This is a genomic window from Telluria antibiotica, from assembly GCF_011682055.1.
GTDB classification, from domain to species: domain Bacteria; phylum Pseudomonadota; class Gammaproteobacteria; order Burkholderiales; family Burkholderiaceae_D; genus Telluria; species Telluria antibiotica.
On record NZ_JAAQOM010000002.1, the window covers coordinates 383186 to 403782 of the forward strand.

General features: G+C 67.8%; 20 protein-coding genes. 4 read left to right on the forward strand and 16 right to left on the reverse strand.

Annotated features, from left to right (window positions below; genetic code table 11):
- Positions 1-34: 34 nt before the first annotated feature.
- Complete coding sequence (locus HAV22_RS04575) at positions 35-1051, reverse strand: LacI family DNA-binding transcriptional regulator (RefSeq protein ID WP_166856948.1); 1017 nt, start codon at positions 1049-1051, stop codon at positions 35-37.
- 337 nt (positions 1052-1388) lie between these two features.
- Between HAV22_RS04575 and HAV22_RS04580 the strand changes: the two genes are divergently transcribed.
- From HAV22_RS04580 to HAV22_RS04595, 4 genes are read left to right on the forward strand one after another with little or no spacing between them, the layout of a single operon-like run.
- Positions 1389-2060, forward strand: coding sequence for an ABC transporter ATP-binding protein (locus HAV22_RS04580; protein ID WP_166856950.1), 672 nt, complete (start codon positions 1389-1391; stop codon positions 2058-2060).
- Positions 2057-4003: an HlyD family secretion protein gene (locus tag HAV22_RS04585; protein WP_166856952.1), complete on the forward strand. Its 1947-nt coding sequence runs from the start codon at positions 2057-2059 to the stop codon at positions 4001-4003. The genes HAV22_RS04580 and HAV22_RS04585 overlap by 4 nt, the downstream gene beginning before the upstream one ends.
- An 8-nt stretch (positions 4004-4011) precedes the next feature.
- Positions 4012-5247, forward strand: coding sequence for an efflux RND transporter periplasmic adaptor subunit (locus HAV22_RS04590; protein WP_229421067.1), 1236 nt, complete (start codon positions 4012-4014; stop codon positions 5245-5247).
- Entirely contained in the window at positions 5244-6479 is a 1236-nt protein-coding gene (locus tag HAV22_RS04595; RefSeq protein WP_166856956.1) for an ABC transporter permease, read from the forward strand. The genes HAV22_RS04590 and HAV22_RS04595 overlap by 4 nt, the downstream gene beginning before the upstream one ends.
- Positions 6480-6505: 26 nt before the next feature.
- Here HAV22_RS04595 and HAV22_RS04600 read toward each other — a convergent pair whose 3' ends face one another.
- The 15 genes from HAV22_RS04600 to HAV22_RS04670 all read right to left on the reverse strand — a co-directional run bounded on the left by HAV22_RS04600 (position 6506) and on the right by HAV22_RS04670 (position 20520).
- The gene (locus HAV22_RS04600) at positions 6506-6820 is read right to left on the reverse strand and encodes an L-rhamnose mutarotase (RefSeq protein ID WP_208296055.1); all 315 of its coding nucleotides are present in this window, start codon (positions 6818-6820) and stop codon (positions 6506-6508) included.
- 26 nt (positions 6821-6846) lie between these two features.
- Positions 6847-7674 (reverse strand): amidohydrolase family protein, encoded by an 828-nt coding sequence (locus HAV22_RS04605; protein ID WP_166857269.1) that lies wholly within the window; start codon positions 7672-7674, stop codon positions 6847-6849.
- 28 nt (positions 7675-7702) lie between these two features.
- Positions 7703-8617 (reverse strand): GntR family transcriptional regulator, encoded by a 915-nt coding sequence (locus HAV22_RS04610; protein WP_166856961.1) that lies wholly within the window; start codon positions 8615-8617, stop codon positions 7703-7705.
- Positions 8618-8708: 91 nt separating this feature from the next.
- Positions 8709-9719 carry a zinc-binding alcohol dehydrogenase family protein gene (locus HAV22_RS04615; protein ID WP_166856963.1) on the reverse strand — a complete coding sequence of 337 codons (1011 nt, stop codon included), beginning with the start codon at positions 9717-9719 and terminating at the stop codon, positions 8709-8711.
- A gap of 206 nt (positions 9720-9925) precedes the next feature.
- Complete coding sequence (gene lldD / locus HAV22_RS04620; protein ID WP_166856965.1) at positions 9926-11056, reverse strand: FMN-dependent L-lactate dehydrogenase LldD; 1131 nt, start codon at positions 11054-11056, stop codon at positions 9926-9928.
- 7 nt (positions 11057-11063) lie between these two features.
- The gene (locus HAV22_RS04625; protein ID WP_166856967.1) at positions 11064-11828 is read right to left on the reverse strand and encodes an SDR family NAD(P)-dependent oxidoreductase; all 765 of its coding nucleotides are present in this window, start codon (positions 11826-11828) and stop codon (positions 11064-11066) included.
- Complete coding sequence (gene fucP / locus HAV22_RS04630) at positions 11821-13128, reverse strand: L-fucose:H+ symporter permease (protein WP_229421068.1); 1308 nt, start codon at positions 13126-13128, stop codon at positions 11821-11823. Before fucP ends, HAV22_RS04625 begins: the two co-directional genes overlap by 8 nt.
- Before the next feature lie 60 nt (positions 13129-13188).
- Positions 13189-14055 carry a fumarylacetoacetate hydrolase family protein gene (locus tag HAV22_RS04635; protein ID WP_166856969.1) on the reverse strand — a complete coding sequence of 289 codons (867 nt, stop codon included), beginning with the start codon at positions 14053-14055 and terminating at the stop codon, positions 13189-13191.
- Positions 14056-14097: 42 nt separating this feature from the next.
- Positions 14098-15108: an aldo/keto reductase gene (locus HAV22_RS04640; RefSeq protein ID WP_166856971.1), complete on the reverse strand. Its 1011-nt coding sequence runs from the start codon at positions 15106-15108 to the stop codon at positions 14098-14100.
- A gap of 1 nt (position 15109) precedes the next feature.
- Positions 15110-16339 carry a UxaA family hydrolase gene (locus tag HAV22_RS04645; RefSeq protein WP_166856973.1) on the reverse strand — a complete coding sequence of 410 codons (1230 nt, stop codon included), beginning with the start codon at positions 16337-16339 and terminating at the stop codon, positions 15110-15112.
- On the reverse strand, positions 16336-16680 hold the full coding sequence (locus HAV22_RS04650) for a UxaA family hydrolase (RefSeq protein ID WP_166856975.1): 345 nt from the start codon (positions 16678-16680) through the stop codon (positions 16336-16338). The genes HAV22_RS04645 and HAV22_RS04650 overlap by 4 nt, the downstream gene beginning before the upstream one ends.
- A 111-nt stretch (positions 16681-16791) precedes the next feature.
- On the reverse strand, positions 16792-17238 hold the full coding sequence (locus HAV22_RS04655; RefSeq protein WP_166856978.1) for a VOC family protein: 447 nt from the start codon (positions 17236-17238) through the stop codon (positions 16792-16794).
- 37 nt (positions 17239-17275) lie between these two features.
- The gene (locus tag HAV22_RS04660; protein WP_166856980.1) at positions 17276-17992 is read right to left on the reverse strand and encodes a tetratricopeptide repeat protein; all 717 of its coding nucleotides are present in this window, start codon (positions 17990-17992) and stop codon (positions 17276-17278) included.
- Between the two features lie 181 nt (positions 17993-18173).
- Positions 18174-18779, reverse strand: a complete 606-nt coding sequence (locus HAV22_RS04665; RefSeq protein ID WP_166856982.1) for a G protein-coupled receptor family protein — start codon at positions 18777-18779, stop codon at positions 18174-18176.
- 844 nt (positions 18780-19623) lie between these two features.
- Entirely contained in the window at positions 19624-20520 is an 897-nt protein-coding gene (locus tag HAV22_RS04670; protein WP_166856984.1) for a LysR substrate-binding domain-containing protein, read from the reverse strand.
- Positions 20521-20597 lie beyond the last annotated feature (77 nt).

Consider the following 20597-nt stretch of genomic DNA (forward strand, 5'->3'; position numbering starts at 1 on the left):
TGGTAACGATGCCATGGCGGCACCGCGGCGGCCGTTACGCTGCCGGCGCGGGTCCCGTGGAGTCTCGCACGACGAGGCGTGCGGGCAATTCGATGCGGAAGCCTTCGGCACGGCCGCTGCGCATCGCGTCGACCAGCTCCGCGACGGCCCGCACGGCGATCTCGTTCAACGGCTGGCGTACGGTCGTCAGCTTCGGATGGACGACGGCGGCGCGGATCACGTCGTCGAAGCCGACCACGGACACGTCGTCCGGGACCTTCAGGCCGGCGCTGGATATGGCGTCCATCGCGCCGAACGCCATCGCGTCGTTGGCGGCGAAGATGGCGGTGGGCGGCGCGGGCAGTTTCAACAACGCCTGCGTCTGCTCGAAGCCGCTGGCGTCGTTGAAGTCGCCCTGGCGCACGTACGCGGGGTCGACGGCGATGCCCGCGCCACGCAAGGCATCCTCGTAGCCGCGCTGGCGCTCCTCGCTCTGGCCGGTGAACGACGTGCCGGCGATGAACGCGATGCGACGGTGGCCGAACCCGAGCAGGTGGTCGACGGCGCTTTTCGCCGCGAGCCGGTTGGAGCCGAGGACGACGGGCAGGTCGATGGGACGGGCGGCAAAACTCACCAGCACGCACGGCGCATGGGCCCTCTCCAGCTTGACGAGCAGGCCGTCGTTCGCATCGGGCAGGATCAGCAGCAGGCCGTCGCACAGCTTGCGCAGCATCTCGGCCGTGCCGGCGCGGCGCGCGTCGTCGAAATGGTCGGCATTGAAGACGATGAGGTCGAAGCCGAGGCGCCGCGCTTCGTCGTTGATGGCGGACAGGAGCTCGTGCATGACGAGTGAGCGGAAGCCGTTGACGAAGACGCCGATCAGGCTCGAATTCCCGCCTCGCATCTTCTGGGCGATCATGTCCGGCGTATAGTCCAGTTTCGCGGCCGCCGCGAGCACGCGCTCGCGCGTCTCCTTCGCGACGCGCCCCACGCCGCGCAGCGCGCGCGACGCCGTGATCAACGACACACCCGCCTCTTCGGCCACTTCCGTCAACGTACTGGTTTTGCCCATCCCGATCCCGTTCCCCCGCCCTGCGGGCGCACGGGTTCAACGTTACCTCATCGATGTCGAACAGGCAAGGCCAACGGCCGCTGGGGCGTCGTTGGCAGTGGTGCCTGGCGCTCGGTTCCGCGGCGTCGCGAGCCGCTACCTGATCAATTACTCGGGCTGGCAACGAGTGCTCGACGTGAGACGACTGACGACGCCGGCGCACCTGCTCTGCGCTGCCGTTCAGCTCGGCTAAATGGCGGCGTCACCGAATTATCGCGAACACAGGCGTTAAAAAATATATACGCCCCCACACTTTTAATAATTGACAAGTTGTTGTTATGCAGGAAATACTTTCCACATGATCGAACTCAGCGCCATCCGCAAGACCTACCGCCTGGGCGGCACCGACATCCACGCCCTCGACGGCATCGACCTGCACGTGGCGCAGGGCGAATTCGTCGCCGTGATGGGGCCGTCCGGTTCCGGCAAGTCGACGCTGCTGAACGTCCTCGGCGGCCTCGACCGCCCCGACAGCGGCCGCTACCGCCTCGCGGACGACGAACTCAGCGCCCTCGACGACGATGCCGCGTCCGCCGTGCGCAACCGCCGCATCGGCTTCGTGTTCCAGTCCTTTCATTTGCTGCCCCGCCTCACCGTGCTGGAAAACGTGCTGCTGCCCCAGCGCTACGCGCGCCAGCCCGACCCCGCGGCACCCGCGCGCGCACGGGCGCTGCTGGAACGCATCGGCCTGGGCCGGCGCCTCGATCACCTGCCGGGCCAGTTGTCCGGCGGCCAGTTGCAGCGCGCCGCCATCGCCCGCGCCCTGCTGAACGAACCGGACGTGCTGCTGGCGGACGAACCGACGGGCAACCTGGATTCGGCCAGCGCCGCCGACGTGATGACCCTGCTGCGCGAACTGCACGCGGGCGGCCAGACCCTCGTCCTCGTCACCCACGATCCGGCGATCGCGGCCAGCGCACAGCGCACGATCCACCTGCGGGACGGCCGCGTGGCCGCGGACCAGCCGTGACGCGCCGCACGCTCATCCTGCTCGGCGCGGCCCCGGTGCTGGCGCTCGCCCTCGGCGCCGTCGCGACACGTGCCGGCACGGCCGCGCCGCCCGCCGCCGCCCGTCCCGTGCTGGTGACGGGCGAAGTGGAAGCCGTCGATTCGCAGACCATCTTCGTGCCGCCGTCGAACAGCTCGCCGCTGATCCTCCGTAACTTCCCGCCCGAAGGCACACAGGTCAGGAAGGGCGACGTCGTGCTGCGTATCGAGTCGGGCGGCGCCACCAACGTCGACCAGTTGCGCACGGACCTGGAGCGTGCCCGCGCCCGCGCCGACAGCGAGGTCGCGACCCTGGAAGTCGCCGCCGTCGAAGCGGAGAAGGCGCTCGTCAGCGCGCAGGCCGCGCTGGACAAGGCGAAGGTCGACGCGGCCCTGCCCCGCCAGCAGATCGGGGCGCTCGACTACGACCGCCACCAGGCCGAACTGGACCACGCCACGCGCGACCTCACGATCAAGCGGGACGGGCTGCGCAATGCCCGCGACGCCGTCGCGCGCCGCAAGGAGGACGGCGCGCTCGAAGTCAAGAAGCTCCAGATCAACGAGGCGTTCCAGCTCGCGCAACTGGCCCAGGCCGAAGTGCGCGCCACGCGCGACGGCGTCGTCGTCCACGGCTACGGCATGTTCAACGGCGAGCGCCTGGACGAAGGCTCGACGGCCTGGCCGGGCAACGCGGCCGGCACGGTGGCGGGCGACGGCCGCATGGTCGTCACGGCGTGGGTGCTCGAAGCGGACCGACCGTACCTGCGCGAAGGCCAGGCAGTCGGCCTGCGCTTCGACGCGCTGCCCGGCGTCGCGCTGGCCGGCAAGGTCGCCACGATCACGAGCGCGCCGGAAGCCCGTCCGCGCTGGGGCCAGGGCCGCTATTTCCGTGCCACGGTCGCCCTGCCCGACGGCCATGGCCTGCCGCTCGTCGCGGGCATGAGCGTGCTGGTCGAACCGCTGGCGACGGGCGCGCGCGTCGCCGCGGCGGCGCCTGCGAAGACGAGTACGGCCGCGCTGACGATCGAAGGCGAGATCGCGTCGCGCCGCACGATGCCGATATCGCCGCCCTCGATCCCGCACGTGTGGCAATACAAGCTGGCGCTGCTCGCGCCCGAAGGGATGATGGTGCAGGCGGGGCAGCCCATCGCCGTGTTCGAGTCCATCGAGGTGATGAACCGCCTGATGACGCTGCAGGGCACGCTGAAGGAACGCGAGCGGGCGCTGGACAAGCTGCAGCTCGACCAGGCCGAGGCCGACCGCGCCGGCGCGCTGGCACTGGCCGAGGCCGCGAGCAATGCGGACAAGGCGGCGCGCAAGGCCAGCCTGCCGAAGGAATTGGTCCGCCGTGTCGACTACGACAAGTTCGTCATCGAGCGCGCGGAAAAGGCCCGGCTAGCGCAGCTGGCGCAGACCCAGTACGAAGCGCAGCAGCGCGCGCGCAAGGCCGAGCGGGCGGGCCTGCTGTCGGAAGCGGCGCAGATGCGCAGCCAGATCGCCGCGCTCGCGAAAGGCCAGGCCGCGCTGACCGTCACGGCGCCGCGGCCGGGACTCGTGCTGCACCGGATCGGCTTCGACGGCGCCAAGTTCAGCGTCGGCAGCCAGGTGTGGATGGGCCTGTCCGTCGCCACCTTGGCCGACCCGACGCAGCTCGGCATCGACGCCAAGGTCCCGGAAGCGCAGGCGGCCGCCGTGCAGGTGGGCCAGGCCGCCCGGGTCACCGTGACGGGCACGCGCCAGGCCCTGGCGGCGCACGTCACGACGCTGGGACGTGCCTTTCACGGCAAGTCGGCGACGCAGGCGGCCGTCGTGCGCGACGTCCAGCTCGAATTCGACACGCCGCCGCGCGACCTGAAGCCGGGCGCCGCCGTCCAGGTGGAATTGCTGCCCGGCGCCGTACGCCGACTCGCGAGTACCCAGCCATGACCGATCCGATGCCACGCCTCCGCCCGCGCACCGCCGCCGCCCTGGCCGCGTACCTTTCCGCGTACCTGGCCATCCTTGGCCTGCTCTCCGGTTGCGACAGGTCGGCGTCGTCCGCCGGTCCCGCCGAAACCCTCGCCCCGCGCGCGTGGCAGGAAACGCTGGAAGCCGACGGCGAGATCAAGGCCGCCGCCAGCACGCCGCTCACGGTGCCCGGCAGCGGCTGGACGAGCCGGGTGCTCGTCGACATGGTTCCCGACGGCAGCAGCGTCAGGAAGGGCGAGGTCGTCGCCCGCTTCGACGCGCCGCAGGCTAGGTCCGACCTGTCGCAGGCCGACCTCGAACTGCTGCGCAAGACGCTGGCCGAGGAAGCCAACCGCGCAAGCGCGGCCGTCGAACAGGGCGTCCTCGCCGGCGACCGCGCGAAGGTCGAGAACGACCTGGCCCTGTCGCGCCGCTATGCCAACGTCGACCTGTCCGTGTTCGCCCGCAACACGATCCTCGACGCGCTGGCCGACGTCGGTTTCCTCACGCAGAAACGCACGTACCTGGACTGGAAAGGCGGCCAGGTCAAGGCGCGCACCGCCGCGCAGGACGCCGTGCTGCGCTCGCAGCGCGACAGCGTGCTGCAGAACGCCGCGCAGCAGCGCAGCAGCCTCGCGGCGCTGGCACTGGTGGCGCCGCACGACGGCGTGTTCCTGCAGGCGGCGCGCTGGGACGGCGCCAAGGCGCAAGTGGGCGCGCCGCAGATGGCGGGCGAGCCGTTCGGCACCCTGCCCGACCTGGACCAGCTCGTGGCGCACTTCAGCGTCGCCGAGCGCCAGGCCGATGGACTCAAGCCGGGCCTGCCCGTGCGCGTGCGGCTCGCGGGCACGGGGACGGAGCTCGACCTCGTCGTGACGCGCGTCGGCAGCAGCGCCAGCATCGTGTCGCAGGAGTCGCCCGTGAAGTACAGCGACTTCGACGCCGCCATCGCGACGGACCAGGCGCGCAAGCTGGGCCTCACGCCGGGCCAGGCGCTGCACGGCACGGTGCGCCTCGTGTCCCGCGCGTCCGCGCTGACGGTGCCGAACATCGCGCTCGTGCAGGACGGCGGCGCGTATGCCGTGTACACGGACGACGGGGGCCGCAGCGTGAAGCGCAAGGTCGAACTGGGCCAGCGCGGCCCCGTGCGCAGTGAAATCAGGAGCGGCCTCGCGCCCGGCGCACGCGTCGTGCTGCTGCCGCCGAAAGAGAGCAAGTCATGAACCGGGCACTCATCCTGGAAGCCGTCGCCGAACTCCGGCGGCGCAAGCTGCGCACGGGCCTCACCTTGCTGGGCATGATCTTCGGCGTGGGCGCCATCGTCGCGATGCTGGCCGTCGGCGAAGGCAGCAAGCGCGAAGCGCTGCGTCTCGTCGCGGAACTCGGCCTCGACAACGTACTCGTCGAGAGCAAGGGCATCGATGCCGAACAGTTGAAGGACGTGCGCACCCGCTCGCTGGGCCTGTCGGCGGCCGACGGCGCGGCCGCGCTGGCCGTCGTGCCGGGCGCGCGCTCCGTGGCGCTGAAAAAGGAGATCAAGGTCGACCAGCTCGTCGTCGGCGACCGGGTCGTGAGCGGCCGCGCGTTCGCCGTGTCGCCCGCCTATGCGGACCACGGCGGCCTGGCGCTGAACGCCGGCCGCTGGCTGAATCCCGCCGACGCCGCCACGCTGGCCCCAGTCTGCGTGCTGGGCGCGCGCCTCGCGCATACGCTGTTCGGCGCCGTGCCGGCAGTCGGCCAGCACGTCAAGGTGAACCACGTGTGGCTGCAGGTCGTGGGCGTCCTCGCCGACCGCACGCCGAGTAAGGCCGAATTCGAGGGCGTCAAGCTGGGGCTCGACGACGAGCGCCTGTTCGTGCCGTGGGAAACGGCGCGGGCGCGCTTCAACTTCCGCCGCATCGAGGACGAAGTGGACGGCATCAGCGTGCGCCTGGACGGTCACGTCGCGCCGGACGCCGCGGCCCGCGTGCTGCAGGCGCTGATCAACCAGCGCCACGGCGGCGTCGACGACACGAACCTCATCGTGCCGATGGGCCTGTATCGCCAGAACCAGCAGACGCAGCGCATCTTCACCATCGTCATGAGTTCGATCGCCGCCGTGTCGCTGCTGGTGGGCGGCATCGGCATCATGAACATCATGCTCGCGAACGTGCTGGAACGGCGCCGCGAGATCGGCCTGAAGCGGGCGCTCGGTGCGCGCCGCCGCGACGTCGTCGAACAATTCCTCGCCGAGGCGCTCGTGATCGCCGTCAGCGGCGCCGCGCTGGGCCTCGTGCTGGGCGCCGTCGCGGCGTACAGCATCGCCGCACTGGCCGGGTGGTCGGTGGCGTGGTCGCCCCTTGCCCTGCTGTCGGCCGTGCTGCTGTGCGTGGCGGTGGGACTCGGTTTCGGCGTGTATCCCGCGCGCCAGGCGGCGGCGCTCGATCCGATCGCCGCGCTGCGCAGCGACGGTTAGCCCGGCCGGGCGGCCGGGCCGGGACGTCAATCCATGTGGAACACTTGTTCCATCATGGCCCAATGCTCGCCTTCCGCGCGGCTTGCCAGCGGCGCCTGGCACGGGCTGCAGAACGTCCACCAGCGCTGCGTTTCCGGATCGGCCGCGATGTGGCGCATGTCGGCCTCGAAGTCCGTGCCGTGGTATTCCCAGTAGCCGAACATCACGTTTTCCGGCTCGCGCAGGAAGATCGTGTAGTTGCGCACGTTCGCCTCCGCGAGCCGCGCGAGCACCGCGGGCCAGACGGCCGCGTGCAGCGCTTTGTACTCGGCGATCTTTTCCGGCACGATGCCGATCATCATTCCCATTCTTTGCACAGGTTCGCTCCTCAGTCGATACGATAAAAACGCCGGGCATTGCGCCCGAAGATGGCCTGCCGGTCCGCCTCGGCAAGGCCGGCCAGCAGCGCGTTGGTGGCGGCGATCCAGCCCGCGTAGTCGGACGCCAGGTCCAGCACGGGCCAGTCGCTGCCCCAGATGAGGCGTTGCGGGCCGAAACACGCCAGCAGGTGGTCGACGTACGGGCGCAGGCGCTCGATGTCCCAGCCGGCGCCCGCCTCCGTGACGAGGCCCGACAGCTTGCAATGCACGTGCGGCAGCGCGGCGAGGCGCGCCATGTCGTCGCGCCACGGGTCCGTCACGCCCGCCGCGATCAACGGCTTCGCGCCATGGTCGATCACGATGGGCAGGTCGCGGTGGCGCTGGGCGAATGCATGCAGAGCGCCCAGGTGGCGCGGCAGGACGAGGGCGTCGAACGACAGGCCGTGCCGCACCATCGCCTTCACGGCCGGTGCCAGCGCGGGGTCGTCGATCCAGCCGTCGTCCGGCAAGTCCTGCAGCATCGGGCGCAAGCCCTTGAGCAGCGGGTCCGCGGCAAGGTTCGCGATGCGCGCGGGCGCGTCTGGCGCCTTCATGTCGACCCAGCCGACGACGCCGCCGATGAACCGATGGCGGCGCGCCAGGTCGAGCATGAAGTGCGTGTCGTCCTCGTTGGGCATCGACTGCACGAGCACGGTCTTCGCCACGCCGTGCTGCGCGAGCAGCGGCGCCAGGTCGCCGGGCAGGAAATCGCGATAGATCGGGGCCAGTTCCGGTGGCGGCCAGGCGCCGTTGCGGTCGGCCAGGCGCCAGAAATGCTGGTGGGCGTCGACGAGCATCACGCGCCCTCCTTCGCCGGCTGCGCCGTCAGGCCGGATGCGCCTTCATTTCGCGCACGCGGATCGCCTGCAGCAACGAGCTGCGCGCGGAATTCAAGTGGATGCGCATCGCCTCGCGCGCTCCCGTCACGTCGCGCCGCGCCAGCGCGCGCAGGATGTCCAGGTGCTCGTGCACCGCGTACTCGTTGCGCACCATTTCCTGCGACTTGTCCCATTGGTAGTGGTAGTGGAACACCAGCGACACCAGATCGAAGAAGCCCTGCGCGAAGCGGTTGTTCAGGCGCCCCATCAGGAACGCGTGGAAGTCGCGGTCGAGCGCCGGAAAATCCTTGTGGTGCGTGGGCATCACGGAACCCAGCCGTTCGTGCCGTGCGATGAGCTGCTGCAGCTCCGCGAACGCCGGATCGTCCGGCGGCAGCGCGGCGAAGTTGTCGATCGCCGCGAACTCGAACATCTGCCGCACGTCGGCCAGTTCCATGGCAAACGAGCGGTCGAACGCGCACAGGCGCCAGCCGCCGCGCGGCTTCTTCTCGATCAGTCCCGAATGCGAAAAGCCGATCAGGAACTCGCGCACGCTGATGGTGCTCGTGCCGGCCGCGCGCGCCAGCTCCGTTTCCGAGAACTCCGCGCCCGGCGGCAGGTCGCTGTGATAAATCCTGTCCATCAGCACTTCGCGGATGCGATCGGCGCCCGTCCGCAATTCGTCCAGGTCGAAGTAGTCCCCGCGCTCCGGCTTGCGCAGCAGCCGGCGCTCCTTCAGGTCGCTGATCAGGCCCCGGTCGTGGAAGTGCGCCAGCGCGCTGCGGACCGCCGTGCGGCTGCCCTCGCCCAGTTCGGCCATGTGCTGCTCGGTCGGCAACGGGTCGCCGACCGCCACGTGGCCGGCAATATGCTGCAGCAGCAGGTTCGCGCTGCGCTTGAAGATGGTGGGTGGTCTGGCCATGTAGTCTGGATGCAGCCGCGTTCGCGGTCAGTCCGTGTCGACAATCCGTCATTCTAACGGATGTACGTGCCTCTGCGGGAGCCGGCGCCATTCAAACCTCGACGATGGCCTTGATGACGCCGCTGGCGGGGTCCATCCACTGCGGCAGCACGTCGACGAATTCGTCGAGGGTCGCGCGGTGCGTGTTCATCGCACGCGTCGGCACGAGGCCCGCCTTCATCGCCGCCAGCACCTCGCGGAAGTCTTCCACGGTCGCATTGCGGCTGCCCAGCAGCGTCGTCTCGCGCTTGTGGAACTCGGGGTCGGAAAACGAGATCCGCTCCGGCACGATCGACACGAGCACGTAGGTGCCGCCGTGCGCGACGAAGTCCAGGCCCCGCTCCATGGCCTTGATGTTGCCGGTGGCGTCGAACACGGCGTCGAAAAATTCGCCGTCCGTAACGCCCTGCAGCACCTCGCGGTCGCTGTCGCCCACCGTCACCACGTGCGCCACGCCCAGCGCGTCCTTGCAGAAGCCCAGGCGGTCCGCGCGCGCATCCAGCACGGTCACCTCGGCGCCGCGCAGCTTGGCGAACAGCGCGACCGCCACGCCGATCGGGCCCGCGCCGACGACGAGCACGCGCTGCCCCGCCGCGACGGCCGCGCGGCGCACCGCGTGCATGCCGATCGCGAGGAATTCCAGCATCGCGGCGTCGTCGAGCGAGATGCCTTCCGTCTTCAGGACGAACTGCGCGGGAATCGCGAGGTACTCGGCCATGCCGCCGTCGCGGTGCACGCCCAGCACCTGGATCCGCGTGCAGCAGTTCGTCTTGCCCTTGCGGCATGCGACGCACTCGCCGCACGACAGGTACGGCATCACGAACACCTGGTCGCCGGCCGCGAGGCCGGAGCCCCCCGGCGCCGTGACGATCTCGCCGGACAGCTCGTGCCCCATCACGCGCGGGTATTGCAGGAACGGCTGGGTACCGCGGAAGATGTGCATGTCCGTACCGCATACGCCGATGCGCCGCACGCGCAGCAGCACGTCGCCCTCACCGGCCGTGGGGATCGGTACCTGCCCAAGACGGAGTTCGCCGGGGGCTGCGCATACGACACTTTTCATCTGACTCATTGTTGATTGCCTTCTCGGTTGGTCATCGGCCGCCGCGGGCATGGGACAGCCCGCGCGCGGCGCATTGTATTCTATAAATTTAAAACACTTTTGGCCGCGATGCAAACATGAATACGCTCGACGAGGGCCTGGGGACCGTCGCAGGCGTTATGCAAACCGCCAGCGCCGTGAATGAAATTTACCGCGGGGGGCGCCGCTCAGGCGAGGCAGGCGGGCCCGATGTCGCGCACGGACTGCACGCCCGTCAGCACCATGCTCGTGCGGATGTCCTTCTCCAGGATGGCGAGCAGGTTGCGCACGCCGGCGGCGCCGTGCGTGGCGAGCGCGTAGATGAAGGCGCGGCCGATCAGCACGCCATCCGCGCCGAGCGCCAGCAGGCGCACGACGTCCAGTCCCGTGCGCACGCCGGAATCGGCGAAGATGGTCAGGTCGCCCTTCACGGCCTCGGCGATGGCGGGGAGCGCCTTGGCCGTCGACAGCGCGCCGTCGAGCTGGCGTCCGCCGTGGTTCGACACGACGATGCCGTCGGCACCGAACGACTTCGCGTCGCGCGCATCGTCCGCGTCGAGGATGCCCTTGATGACCATCGGGCCCTGCCACTCGTCGCGGATCCACTGCAGGTCACTCCAGCTGATGCCTGGGTCGAAATTGGCGGCGAGCCAGCCGATGTAGTCCGCGAGGCCGGTCGGATTGCCGCGATAGGCCGAGATGTTGCCCAGGTCGTGCGGCTTGCCGAGCAGGCCCACGTCCAGCGCCCAGCGCGGATGCAGCATGGCCTGCAGCACGCGGCGCAGCGGGCCGTTGCGGCCGCTCATGCCGGAATGGGCGTCGCGGTAGCGCGCACCCGGCACCGGCATGTCGACGGTGAACACGAGCGTGTCGATGGAGAGCTCGCGCGCGCGGCGCAGGTAGTCGCGCATGAAGCCGCGGTCCTTCAATACGTACAGCTGGCACCACAGCGGTTGCGACGACTGCGTTGCGACCTCCGCCAGCGGGCACACGGACACGGTCGACTGGATGAACGGGATGTTGCGCTCCGCCGCCACGCGGGCCGCCTGCACTTCGCCGCGGCGTGCATACATGCCGGCCAGGCCGATCGGGGCCAGCGCCAGCGGCAGCCCGCGCTTGACGCCGAACCACTCGGTGGACAGGTCGAGCGTCTCGGAACCCTTCAGCACGCGCTGGCGCAGGCTGACGGCCTGCAGGTCGTCGACGTTGGCGCGCAGCGTGGTCTCGGTGCCGGAACCGCCATCGAGGTAGTGGAACAGGAACGGCGGCAACCGGCGCCGCGCGGCTTCGCGGTAGTCGGTTGCGGAAGAAATGATCATGGTCGCTTTACGTGTTCAGGGTAATGAAGCCCCCGTCGATCGGATAATCCGTACCCGTGATGAAGGCCGCCTCGTTGCTGCACAAGTATAGCGCGAGCGCCGCCACCTCTGCCGGTGTCGCCATGCGGCCGATCGGCTGCGTCTTCGACAGTTGGGCGAACATCTCCGCCTCGCGGCCCGGATAATTCCGCGCGAGGAAGCCGTCGACGAACGGCGTGTGCACGCGGCCCGGCGAGATCGAATTGCAGCGGATGCCGTCCTGCAGGTAGTCCTTCGCGACCGACAACGTCATCGCCATCACGGCGCCCTTCCCCGTCGAATAGGCGAAGCGCTCCTTGATGCCGACCCACGCGGCGACCGACGCCATGTTGACGATGACGCCGCCGCCGTTCGCGCGCAGCTGCGGGATCGCGGCGTGCAGGCAGTTGTAGACGCCCTTGACGTTGACGCTCATGACGCGGTCGAAGTCTTCCTCGCTCGTGTCGTCGGCCTTGCCGATGTGGGCGATGCCGGCGTTGTTGACGAGGATGTCGATGGGACCGATCCGCTCCATCAGCGCTTTTACGTCGGCCTGGCGCGACACGTCGCACGCGTGGCCGACGGCCTGGCCGCCCTGAGCCCGGATCTCTTCGACGACGCCGGCGCTCGCCGCCTCGTTCAGGTCGACGACGTGGACGATTGCGCCACGCTCGGCGAACAAGGTGGCGATGGCCTTGCCGATGCCGCTGCCGCCGCCCGTGACGACAGCCTTCTTGTCATTCAATTCAAACACGCTTGGTGACTCCCATGGAAGTTTGCGCGGCGGCGCTGGCGGCGCGGCTGTCCTGGCGCAGCGACGCGCGCGCGAACCACGCGACGACGACGTAGCACACCAGCGGCACGGCGTAGCCGAACTGCACGTTGTCCGTACGGTCGCTGATGAAGCCGAACAGCGGCGGCAGCAGCGCGCCGCCGACGATGGACATGATGATGAGGCCACTGCCCATGTCGGCATGCTGGCCGGCCCCGTTCAGGCCCAGCGAGAAAATGGTGGGGAACATGATCGACATGAAGAACGCGATGCCGATCACGGCGGCGATGCAGGCGAAGCCTTGCGCGAACATCGCCACGGCCGCCAGAACGATGCACGCGAGCGCGTACATCCACAACAGGCGCGCCGGCGCCACGATGCGCATCAGCGCGGTGCCGACGAAGCGGCCGACCATGAACGCGACGCCATAGCCCAGGCCCAGGTAGTCGGCTGCCGTCACGGACGACACGCCGGCCGCCTTCGTCGCGTACAGGATGAAGAAGCTGGACACGCACACCTGCGCGCCGACGTAGAAGAATTGCGCGATGGCGCCGCGGCGGATCGACGGCACGCCCAGCGCCTGGCCGATCGTGCTCTTGGCCGGCGCGGCGTGGCCCTGCGCGTGCGTGCCGACTTCCGGCAGCTTCAGGAAGTAGAACACGATGGCCATCGCGAGGATGACGAGACCCAGCACCGTGTACGGGCCTTTCACGCTGGCCGCTTCCATCGCCAGCGCCGCGTGGCGCGCCGCCTCGGGCATCGCGGCCAGCTGCTTGTCGTCCGCGCCGTGCACGAGGATCAGGCGCGCGCCGATGAGCGGCGCCACCGTCGTGGCCAGGCCGTTGAACGACTGGGCCAGGTTGAGGCGCTGCGCGGCCTTGTCCGGGCTGCCCAGCAACGTCATGTACGGATTCGCCGCCGTCTCCAGGATCGTCAGGCCGCAGGCGATGGTGAACAGCGCGCCCAGGAACACGACGTACAGCTGCGTGTTCGCGGCGGGCACGAACATGAACGAGCCGATCGCGAACAGCAGCAGGCCCGTGATGATGCCGGCCCGGTAGCCCGCCCGCCGGATCAGCATCCCCGCCGGCAACGCCATCACGAAGTAGGCGATGAACACGGCCGAATCCACCAGCGACGACTGCAGCACCGACAGGCTGAACGACCGCCGCAGGTGCGGGATCAGGATCGGGTCGAGGTTATGGACGAATCCCCACATGAAAAACAGCGAGGTGACCATCACGAGGGAAAACCGGTACTGCCGCGAGGATGAATCGTTCATGTCTGCAAAGTCTCCGTGTCGGCGCTCGCGGCGCCTGTTTGTTTGGTGTGCCGGCGGCCGTCAGCCGTCGATCAGTGCCTCGTTCCAGGCATGAACCGTCTGGCTTTGCTCGCCCAGCCCGGCGATGCCCAGCTTCATGCGGTCGCCCGGTTCCAGGTAGACCGGATCCGGCTTCTGGCCGAGGCCCACGCCCGGCGGCGTGCCCGTGCTGATCACGTCGCCCGGCTGCAGCGTCATGAAACGGCTGATGTAACTGACCAGGTGCGCGACCGTGAACACCATCGTGCGCGTGTTGCCCGTCTGGTAGCGCTTGCCGTTCACTTCCAGCCACATGTCCAGGTTTTGCGGGTCGGGCACTTCGTCCTTCGTCACGAGCCACGGACCCACGGGACCGAACGTGTCGCAGCCCTTGCCCTTGTCCCACTGGCCGCCCCGCTCCAGCTGGTACTCGCGCTCGGACAGGTCGTTCACGACGCAATAGCCGGCGACATAGTCGAGGGCGCTGGCTTCGTCGACGTAGCGCGCGCGCTTGCCGATGACGACGCCCAGCTCCACTTCCCAGTCGCTCTTGACGGAGCCGCGCGGCAGCACGACGGCGTCGTTGCAGCCGATGATGGAACTCGTGGCCTTCGTGAACAGCACCGGTTCGGCCGGCACGGCCATGCCCGATTCGGCCGCGTGGTCCGAGTAGTTCAGGCCCACGCAGATCAATTTGCCGATGTCGGCGACGACCGGTGCATAGCGGACCGGTTGCTCGACGGCCGGCAGGCGGCTCGGATCGACGTCGGCCAGGCGCGCCAGCGCGCCGGCGGCCAGCTGGGCCGAGGTCAGGTCGGGCAGCACGCCGGACAGGTCGCGGATCACGCCGGCGGCGTCCATCAGGCCAGGTTTCTCGGCGCCCTTCGGGCCGAATCGCAGCAATTTCATGTCATTCCTTCGGTACGGGTTGCAGTATTAAATGGTCGAGCGTTACGGGGCCGGGACGGGCGCGGCCGCGTCCAGCAGGCCGGCGCGCCGCAGCGCGTCCCACAGTCCGGCGGGCAGCGGCTGGCCAAACCACGCCGCGTTCTGGCGCAGCTGGGCGGGATGCTGGGCGCCGGGGATGCACGACACGACGGCCGGATGGGCCATCGGGAATTGCAGCGCGGCGGCCTGCAGCGGCACGTCGAACTCGCGGCACACGGCCGCAAGGGCCTGCACGCGCTCGACGACGGCGCGCGGCGCGTCTTCGTAATTGAATTTGTTCGTGCCCGCGAGGATGCCGGAATTGAACGGGCCGCCGATCACGACACTCGTGCCCGCGCGCGCGCAGCGGTCCATCAGCGGCGCGAGCGACGCCTGTTCCAGCAGGGTGTAGCGTCCCGCCAGCAGCACGCAGTCGAGTGCGCACACGTCCAGCGCGTCCGCGATCGCTTCCCACTCGTTGACGCCCAGGCCGAACGCCTTGATCGCGCCCTCGGCGCGCAGGCGCTCGAGCGCACGGAAGCCGCCGCCCTCGGTCAGCTGGTTCCAGTAATGGGCGTGCATGTCGCCGTGGGTGAGGCGGCCGATGTCGTGCACGTACAGGATGTCGACGCGGTCCATGCCCAGGCGCTGCAGGCTGTCCTCGTGCGAGCGCAGGACGGCGTCGTAGGTGTAGTCGTAGTGGGGACGGAACGGCAGCGGCGCGGCCCAGCCGCACTCGCCCGGCCGCACGCCCGGATCGGGGCGCATCAGGCGGCCCACCTTCGTGCTGATCACGTACGCGTCGCGCGCGCGGGCACGCAGCGCGGCGCCGAGCCGGCGCTCGGACAAGGTGAAGCCGTAGTACGGCGCGGTGTCGAAATAACGGATGCCGAGGTCCCATGCGGCGTCGACGAGCGCCAGCGCATCAAGCTCCGTCATCGGGTCGTACAGGCCGCCCAGCTGGGCGCAGCCGAGGCCCAGCGCCGAAACGGGCAGGCCGCCGTGCGGCAGGCGTCGCGCTTGCGTGACGTCCATGTCAGGCCACCTTCAACGGCAGGCAGCCCGGCCCGATCGGCTCGAACTGTTTGTAGGTCAGGATGAATTCCTGGTGACCCAGGTCTTCCGATTTCGTGCAGGCGCCGTTCGCCACGCGGGCGATGAGCTCGACGATCTCGCTGCCGACGTCGTCGATGCTTGCCAGCCCCGCCAGGATGCGGCCGGCGTTGACGTCCATGTCTTCCTCGAGCCGTTCGTACGTGGCGGGGTTCGCGCACACCTTGATGACGGGCGAGATGGCCGAGCCGACGACGGAACCGCGCCCCGTCGTGAACAGGGTGACGTGCGCGCCGCAAGCGATCAGCTCCACGATTTCCGCGTTGTCCGAGATGTTCGGGAAACCGAAGCGCGGCTCGCCGTCCGGCACGACGTCCAGCAGGTACAGGCCGCCGGTGGGCGGCAGGTCGCCCGGCTTCAGGATGCCGCTGATCGGCGACGCGCCGCTCTTCGCGTACGCGCCCAGCGATTTTTCTTCCAGGGTCGTCAGGCCGCCGTCCGCATTGCCGGGGGCGAAGCTGCCGTGACCCATGATCGTGTAGTAGCGCGACGCCTTTTCGACCGTGCGCACGATCTCGTCGCCCAGTTCCGGCGTCACCGCGCGGCGCTTCATGTGGAATTCGCAGCCGACCAGCTCACCCGTTTCCTCGAACACGCAGGCGGTGCCGGCCGCGATCAGCTGGTCGAACGCCGCGCCGACGGCCGGATTCGCCGTGATGCCGCTCGTGCTGTCCGAGCCGCCGCAGATCGTGGCGACGACCAGTTCGTCGACGCGCATCGGCACGCGCTCCTGGCGCGCCAGGTCTTCCACGGCCCACCGCACCCACTCGACGCCGCTGTTGACGCCGGAGCGCGTGCCGCCGACGTCCTGGATCGTGACCGTGTGGACGGGCCGGCCGCTGTCCGCGACGGCTTGCGCGAGGCCGCCCTTGTCGAAGCTCTCGCAGCCGAGCGACACGAGCAGTGCCGCGCCCACGTTCGGATGGGTCAGCACGCTGCGCATGATCTTGTCGGCGTATTCGTTCGGATAGCAGCCGGGGAAGCCGATCAGGTGCACTTCCTGGCCGGGAAACGCATTGACGATCAGGCGCGCGACGTGGTGTGCGCACTCGACGAGGTAGGCGACGACGACGACGTTGCGGATGCCCTTGCGTCCGTCCGCGCGCGGAAAGCCGGTCAGGGCGATGTTGGCGAGATCGGTGGAGGTGGTCATGGTGCTTTGCTTCCGATGAAGTGGTGGCCGTCCTGGTCGAGCGTATAGGTCGGGATGTAGTCGCTTTCCAGGTTGTGCGTGTGGATGTGCGCGCCGATGGCGATGGGCGCCGTCGCGGTGCCGATGATGGCGCCGTAGCGCAGGATTTTCTCGCCGGGCGCCAGGTCGCGGCGCGCGACCTTGTGGCCCATCCGGACGTCGCCCGGCAGGCTCACGGGGCGGTCGTCGATCGTGACGACGTCGCCGGCCTTGAGGTCGACACGCGCGATGAGGCAGTTATCCTCGCGCGACATGAGCAGCAGGTGGCCCACGTGGGCCTGCTCTGGGGTGGTGCTGGACATGACGATCCTTTGTTGATGACTTCAGTTCGCCATGAATTGTATTCTATAAATTCAAAACATACGACCATTTGCTTCGCTGCGGTGCAGCAAATCGCCGCTGCCTGCAACAGCTCAGGCGCCGTCCCCGAGCTCCTGGGCGAGCCCGAGCAGGATGCCTTCCGGGCCGCGGATATAGCAGAGCCGATACACGTTCGCATAGTCGACCACGCTGCCGACGAGTTCCATGCCGTGCGGGCGGAGGCGCCCGAGCGTGGCGTCGAGGTCGTCCACGGCGAACATCACGCGCAGGTAGCCGAGCGCGTTCACGGGCGCGCGGCGGTGGTCCGCAGCCACGGCCGGCGCGAGGAAGCGGGACAACTCGAGCCGGCCGTGGCCGTCCGGCGTGCGCATCACGGCGATCTCGACGCGCTGGCCCGGCAAACCGGTGATGCGGCCCGCCCACTCGCCCTCGATCGGCGCGCGGCCTTCCAGCGCGAGGCCGAGTTCCTTGAAAAACGCGATGGCGGCGTCGAGATCCTGGACGACGATGCCGACGTTGTCCAACCGTGTCACTGCCATGATGTCTCCTGTGTGTCGTGCCCGCCGCGTGGCGGAATCAAGGCTGCTTTTGCTGGCGCGACTGCACGTAACGCAACTCGTTCATCGCCTTCTTGTCGGCCGGGTCGAGCGCCAGGCACCGACGGTACATGGCCTCGGCCTCGTCCAGCTTGCCCAGTTCGACGAGCACGAATCCCTTGCCGCGCAGCGCCCTGCCCAGCTCCGCATTCTTGCGTTCCTTGTCCACGGACTCCTCTGCCACTGTAGCGGACGCGTCGAACGCTGCGAGGGCTTCGTTCCAATTCTTTTGGCGCGCATACAGCTCGGCAAGTTCGGAACGGTAATGCGCTTCCCGCGGCGCCAGGTGGACAGCGCGTTCCAGTGCCGCGCGTGCCTCGCCGGCGCGGCCCAGCTCGATGAGGGCGTAGCCGCGCAGGAAGTACGCATCGCACCATGCTGAACCATACACGCTTGTCGCGGTATTGTTCTTGGCCGCCTCGGCAAGATAGACGAGGGATTCGGCCGGGCTGCGGGCGCAGTAGGCGACGTCGGTCTTGTCCTTGCGCACCGCCTCGAAGTGCGCGATGACCTTGTCGATACCGTCGAGCGCTTCGGCCGGTTTGCCCTGCTGCAGCAGCTTGGCCGCGGCGTCCACGTGTTGCTGTTGTTCCGCTTCGTCGGCGCGAGTGGTCGTCACAGGTTGGGTGCCCGTGTCAGCAACGGACGGTATTGCCTGGCAGAGCAGCAGGCAGATGGCGAGCAGATGGTAGCGCAAATGGGTGTCCTCAGTTGTCGTGGTCGGCTGAAGCAGGCGTTCGGGATGATCGCGCAAGCCTACCGCAAATCAGGGTTCAAAAACATATCGAAATACCACATTACGGGATCGCCGCAAACCGTTCGGAAATACAGCCGGCTGTGCACCATCCGAGGTGAGCAGCGCCGAGCCGATGCGCCTTCTATGTCAACTCAGCCTTTTGGACAGTCGCGAAATATAGATAGGCGGCATAAGCGCCAACGAAATAGTAGCAAACGGCGTCCAGCATGCAATAAATCCACGAAAACAGTGCAATTGAAAAACCTGAGCCATCGATCGGTCTAAACAGGTGACTATGATAAACGAGACCTCCGCTCATGTTCATCGAATAGGGGCCCGGGCCACGAACGGCACCGATGTCGGACAGCACGACGTAAAGACAAAACATCGCCACGAAAAACATTGTCCTTCCAACTGCTGCCTGAGGTTTTTGACGCCGTAGGCTGCGGACCAGAACTTTAATGCTGTTTAATTGCCAAACCGGCCGCGCCACGCAAATACCTGCCAAATAAACAGGAACAAACAACCAATTGATGGCGTACAAGACTGCAAAAGTATGCGGCCGTGTGGAAATCTGATTGAAGAATCTTACTGCGGGCACCAACGCGCCCATCAGGCGCGCGATCAGGCCAAGCTCGCGACTGTCGGCTATCGACGATTCATCGAAAACGGTCGAAATTGCAAGCGAGAGTATAAGCGCTGCCAATGCACCGCACTTGAACGCGGCGCTTCCGGTTCTGAAGTTCATAATTTTTCTATTCGCGGAAGCACATTTTTCCACACATTGCTCGCTTAAATCATTACCATAACGTAACTTGTGCAATATCACTCGCAGGCCGATCCGCATGACGATAGTTATTGTTGACCATGCGTGCCCGCATAATCACCGATGACGATTTCATTAACTCGAAATCTCGCCGAAACTAACGCCCAACCATTATTCCATTATCCCGATCCACAATCTCCACTCAGCTTTGTCTGAGCACTGCATCTCTATCGGCGATTGTTTCGGATCCCGGTGAAGATCATGACACTCACTTCGCGCCGACTTTGGTAACACGGCACTCTCCGCCAACCTCATCCAGGTAAGACACGTTGCCGGCCGCCGCCAAGTTGGCGTTGATCGGGTCGCGACCCCGATGCAATATGCCGTCACGTCGGCGAGGTACGGAACATGGCTTTGTGTGATCTGATAGCGGACGAGCGCCTCCTGCACGCACACGGCGTCGTCGCCAGCGCCGTCGGCCGAGGCGGCCCCATCTTCAACAGGCACGGCAACGCCAGTGTCGTAACACGCCATGGAACGGGCCGACACGGTCTATGCATCACGCCACCCGGCGATCCGTGCGCATGTACCGTTGTCGAGCGTAAAACAGGTAAGTGAGGCCGCCGATTCCGATCGCCAGGTAGTAAGTGGCGGGATCGCCGCCACGCACGGCTTCGCACACCATTCGTGCCGACAGCAGTGCCCACGGCAGCGGCATGATGAACCGTGCGTTTCGTTCAAAAAATCCATAGTCAGCATTTCAGGAAAACGAGGCGCCACCATGGCATTCCGGCCGGCCGCAAATACTCACGCATTTCGACAATGACTACCGTTCCGCCGCCGCAGCTTCCGCCAGCGCGACGAACGCATCCACGAGCGGGCCGCCCCCTTCCGCGTGGCGCGCGAGCAGCATCGCCGTCGTCGCCTCCGGGTCGGCCAGCGGACGGTAGACGACGCCGTCCATGTGGATGCCTTCGAACGAGCTCGGCAGCAGCGAGATGCCGCAGCCGGCGGCGACGAGGCCGATGATCGTGGACGGCTCGCCCGCCTCCATCGCGATATCGGGCGTGAAGCCGGCGGCGCGGCACAGGTCGAAGATCTGGTGGTAGATGCCCGTGCCCGCATCCTTCGGGAACACGACGAACGCGTGGCCGGCCAGGTCTTTCACGGCGATCGACTTCTTGCGCGCCAGCGGCGACCCCGCCGGCAGCACGAGCCGCAGCGGGTCGCGGCGCAGCATCGTCAACGCCACCGAGCGCGGCAGCGGCATGGAGGCGGGGCGCACGAAGCCGACGTCCAGCTCGCGCGCCTCGATGCGCGTCAGCTGCGGCTGCGTGGCGATCTCGTGGAAGGTCAGCAGCACGTCGGGGTAGCGCTGGCGGTAGCGCCGCACGACTTTCGCGAACAGCGGCGTGAACGGCGTCGAGAACGTGAACCCCACGCGCAGCTCGCCCGCCTCGCCCAGGTGCGCGCGCCGGGCCGTTTCCTTCGCCTGGTCGGACAGCGCCAGCACGCGCCGCGCGTCCGCGAGGAACAGCCGGCCCGCTTCCGTCAGCAGCACCCGCCGCTTGTTGCGCTCGAACAGCCGGGCGCCGATCTCGTGTTCCAGCGCCCGGATCTGCTGGCTCAGCGGCGGCTGGCCGATGTGCAGCCGTTCCGCCGCGCGCGTAAAACTCAGTTCTTCCGCGACGGCCACGAAGTAACGCAAGTGTCTGAGTTCCATGTTATCTGTTTAAGCGATAAGTAACGCCACAAATATATATTGGACACATAGTTCGTGCAATCCTACGATGGGATCTC